Raw genomic sequence first — 4,356 nt, forward strand, 5'->3', positions numbered from 1 at the left:
AAGACCTTTATCCCTCCGGCATTCAGGATCGCATCTTCAAAACTTTTGTTCAGGTATCGACCGCTGATCTCTACACTGCTCTCTCTGTCTTTATGAACATGTGCACTGAAAGTTTTCCCCTCTACTTCATAGATTTTTTCAGGAGTCACGAATACGATAAAATCAAAATCTTTTACTTACGGTCTGTTAATGTATTTAGCACCCTCGGGGGCAGTGAAGAATGGAAAATCACCGATTTCTGCCGTGGAGACCGGAATGCTGTTTATGTCAAAATCAGCAGTGCTATCCCGCTCCAGGGATGTAATTTCTTCTGGTTGTGATAAAGTAAGGGTATCTGTCCTTTTAACCGATGTTTCACCTACCGCATTGTTTTCTTTGTTGGAATTGTTACAGGAACTCATTAGAAGCATGCCCATAATTAGGGCGATTGGGACTGTTCTTTTCAAATGTATATTATTTGCTTTTTTAATTGTCGTCCGCCAGCTGGCGGATTCATGCGGGTTTGTGTTTTGCCTAACATTAATATTTCATATTTTGTATACGTTTTATGCGTTTTAAAATGATTGATTTATGATCTCTTCGTTTATCCCAGCATGCCATGGTTTTTAGATGAATTTCATTTCAGTTGCCCTGTGTATCAGGGATACGGAATTGGTCACGCAAAACTTTTGCAGTAGATTCCGCCGGTGACTTTCGACTGTTAGCGGACTGATAAACATGAGTTCGCCAATCTTTGGTGTGGTATATCCTTTTGCCATCAAGGCGAGTACTTCCCGTTCCCTTTCCGTAATTTTAGGTACGGTATCCTGTTTATCTGACAATATATCGTTCATCTCCTTGCTCAATACCTGCTCTCCTTCATGTACGGCTTGTATAGCTTCTATCAGTTCTTCTGCAGATACATTCTTAAGGAGGTAGCCGGCCGCGCCAGCTTGCATCATACGCGAAGCAATACTTCCTTCGTTTAGATTGCTAATGGCGATTATCCGTGTCCCGGGGTACGACTTTCGTATAATTTCAGTCGCGTCGATTCCATTCATATCGGGCATATTAATATCCATCAGCACGACATCTATGTGGTCGGTCAGTAAAAAGTTCAAAGCATCTGCAGCGCAGGTAAACGTTTTTTTGAGTAAGATATTGGCATTCCTATTTAGAATAAACTCAAACCCATTTAATACCAACGGATGGTCGTCAATAATGATTACGGAGATAACATTATCCATATATATCGAGTTGAATATGAAACGATGCTCCCCGACCTAATGTTGCATCGATATCAAACTGTCCATTTAATATTTCTACGCGGTTGCGGATATTAGAAAGTCCTATTCCTTCTTTTTCAAATAGATCATTCCTGGCATCAAATCCGCGTCCATTGTCCTCCACCGAAATGAAAAACTTCCCATCTCCTTCACTACATTGCACCCAAGCCTGCGAAGCTCCGCTGTGTTTTACAGCATTGGTTAATAGTTCCTGGACGATACGATACACCGCGATTTGAAAAGGTTGCGGATAATTGTCTTTCAATTTTGTCGTCTGGAAATCTATCTTTAATTCCGCATTGCTCATAGCATTACATAGGTCCTTCAAAGCCGCTTCCAGCCCCATATACAATAAAGACTCGGGCATCATATTACGTGCTACCCGACGCAGTTCATTGACCGAATGGTCTAATTGATTGATAATGGTGTATAATTCCATATGGGATTCCTTATTAATGTCTTGTTTATCAACATTGGTGGCAACTGCGGATAGTTTCAATTTAACATTTGCCAACATTCCACCCAAGCCATCGTGCAGATCTCTAGCTATTCGACTACGTTCGCTTTCCTGTCCTTGCAGCATCGCATGATACAAATTCAGTTTTTCTTGCTGCCGGTGGTTTTTAAGCTCCTCCTGTAAAAGGATTTCTTTGTGTGCGGCTAATCTTTTTTTGTTCTTCAAGGCATTATACCAACTATAACCAACTGCGGCCAATATAATACTGGTTAACAACAGAGCACCGACCAACATGCGCGTATTTTGTAGGGAAAGCTGCTGTTTTTGATTTTCCGTTTTTATCTGAAGAATAGTTTTTTCTTTTTCCGACGTCTGATACTTTTTTTCCAATTCCTGTATATGGGCTCGACTTTGATCAGAAAAAAGGGTATCAGATATGCTTTTATGTGCTTCATACCATTTCACAGCCTCTGGATATTGATTTAATCTAGTCGCGATATTAGCGAGATTGTAATATACCATCTGCTTGTTTCGCAAAGAAGATTGCTGCTGTACATGAGGCAATACTTCCAATAACTTTTCCCTTGCAGCAGCATATTGGTTGTTCATCTGATAGGCGGTAAATTGATCAAAAAGTAGGGTTGCGACCATATCCTCATTGCTCTGTTTCTTTGCTGCGGAGAGGCCGTATTCAAAATGTGCATCTGCTTTTTCATGATTTTTGACCGCTGCCCAGTGACTTCCCGAGACAGCATGATATATAGGAATGTAGGATGAGTTCGGGACCTGAACAGCCAATACAGCCGCGCTGTCTATAAATTCACCCGACTTACGATAATTTTTGAGCAGCAAAGCATTGCGTGCTGCATTGATAAATAGTGTAAAACGCTCCTCCAAGGCATCTTTATTTCCTTTTAGTAATTGCAACGCTTTGTTATAATAGTCATCTGCAATTTTGTAATCGCCTAAATTCATTAAATTCATGGCGACATTCTGATAATTATTTCCTAATAAGGATGAGTCTCCGATACTTTTGGCTAAGGGAATGACTTTTTCTATTAGAATTTCCACATATTCGTTTGCTTTTCCTTCGCGTTGCAATAAAGCACCATAGCTGCCCCATAACCGTGCGCGGTAACGTGACGCCTCGAGACGTTTTTCTGTACCTGCATTTTTCAATCTCTCTTCTGCCTCCATGTATTTTTGTTTGGCTTTGGCAGGATCGGTCTCAAAATAGACTGAGGCACGGTAAAAGCTTTTCAATCCCCAATAATACGTGGATTTACCTTTTCTCCCTAAGACATTTTCAGCTTCGCGTATATACGAAAACGCCTTCGCTGTATCGTAGTCTGACCAAAAAAAACTTAGATCGAATAAAGCCTGTGCCTTTGCTTCGTGCTCTTGTATTTTTTGGATTTGGCGATACAAACTATCATTGTAGTATTTTAGTTCGTCTTTCGACTGACTAAATCCCGCTGTTATTATAAACGACCAATACAAAACAAGCAATCCGAGTCTCTCTGTCATGTGGAATATAATCACTGATTGTTTTGAAATTACGGATAAATACGCAAACTAACAATCGGGCACCATACCCATAGTCATGCCGTTAGGTCCCCATATCGGAACCATGCGCATTTGACAGCCAGATCCGTCGTCGTCATTTTCCCTTATCTTGCGACTGGTATCAAAATTAAGTTCCAATCTTGTTCCCTCGGGAAAGCTCTCGGTCTCCTGTTTGAATATTGCGACCATTTTCATTTGACTCTTATCCACTCTTAAATTTCCGCCGAAGGACATCTCTTGCACTTCCGATATAAACTTTCCATCTATAGTCTGATCCATAATTCTAAAAAATATATCGGAATTTTCTTTCTCCATATAAAAAGACTCCCGATCGAACCTTCCACGTATCTTGATATTGATCTCGCCGAGATCGTCTATATCAGCCAGAAAAACAATGGATACAGAATCTTTTGAGTCCTCGAAAAGAGCGATAGTTCCAACCCCTGAAAGATTTAATTTGTTGCCTTTCAGTGAAATAAGTCCTTGTACTGTTCCTTTATAAGGAATGCCACCATAAAGGCTGTTAAAATCTTCGTTTTCCCGAGGTGGATCATCATCTTTGGCACATCCTAAAAGAAGAATAGACACCATGAACAACATTATTTTCTTCATCGTTATTTAATTTAAATTACCTCCATACCATCTGTCCGCTAGCGGCCTCGATTTTTTCTTTCCCTTTCCAGATGACAGGAATCACACCCGGTGAATTGTCTTCTGCATCGGGATTTGTAGTGTACTGCCTGCCGTCATTTGGGATGATGCTCAGTTGCCATAATCGTCCAAAGCCTTCGCCACTATATCGATAGTAACTACCAACGAGCAGATATTTTCCATCTGGGGAGAATACGGGCTCAGATTCCGTAAAATTGCTGTTGGTTACCTGCTTGAGATTGTACCCATCGATATCCATGGTATGGATATGGTTGGCGATCCGTAGTGCGAGTTGGGTACCCTTCTGATCTACCGCCAGTTCACCCCAATCTTCATAATCCATTTCCTTGACCAAAGTCCCGGAAGTATATGGGGGAGAAACACGGATAATATAATCTCCATGGGTCATGAGGAAAT

General features: G+C 40.9%; 5 protein-coding genes. All 5 read right to left on the bottom strand.

The window, feature by feature from the left end; genetic code table 11:
- Positions 1-176: 176 nt before the first annotated feature.
- Positions 177-446, bottom strand: a complete 270-nt coding sequence (locus tag E0Y80_RS20430; RefSeq protein ID WP_156309497.1) for a hypothetical protein — start codon at positions 444-446, stop codon at positions 177-179.
- 159 nt (positions 447-605) lie between these two features.
- Positions 606-1,226 carry a response regulator gene (locus tag E0Y80_RS20435; protein WP_156309498.1) on the bottom strand — a complete coding sequence of 207 codons (621 nt, stop codon included), beginning with the start codon at positions 1,224-1,226 and terminating at the stop codon, positions 606-608.
- The gene (locus E0Y80_RS20440) at positions 1,219-3,249 is read right to left on the bottom strand and encodes a tetratricopeptide repeat-containing sensor histidine kinase (protein WP_156309499.1); all 2,031 of its coding nucleotides are present in this window, start codon (positions 3,247-3,249) and stop codon (positions 1,219-1,221) included. Before E0Y80_RS20440 ends, E0Y80_RS20435 begins: the two co-directional genes overlap by 8 nt.
- A gap of 48 nt (positions 3,250-3,297) precedes the next feature.
- Positions 3,298-3,879 carry a hypothetical protein gene (locus E0Y80_RS20445; protein ID WP_156309500.1) on the bottom strand — a complete coding sequence of 194 codons (582 nt, stop codon included), beginning with the start codon at positions 3,877-3,879 and terminating at the stop codon, positions 3,298-3,300.
- A 37-nt stretch (positions 3,880-3,916) separates the two neighbouring features.
- Positions 3,917-4,356, bottom strand: a 440-nt coding sequence (locus E0Y80_RS20450; RefSeq protein WP_197091705.1) for a TolB family protein, incomplete at its 5' end; no start/stop codon positions are given.

Origin of the sequence: Sphingobacterium endophyticum (assembly GCF_009733535.1) — a bacterium.
Lineage (GTDB): Bacteria > Bacteroidota > Bacteroidia > Sphingobacteriales > Sphingobacteriaceae > Sphingobacterium > Sphingobacterium endophyticum.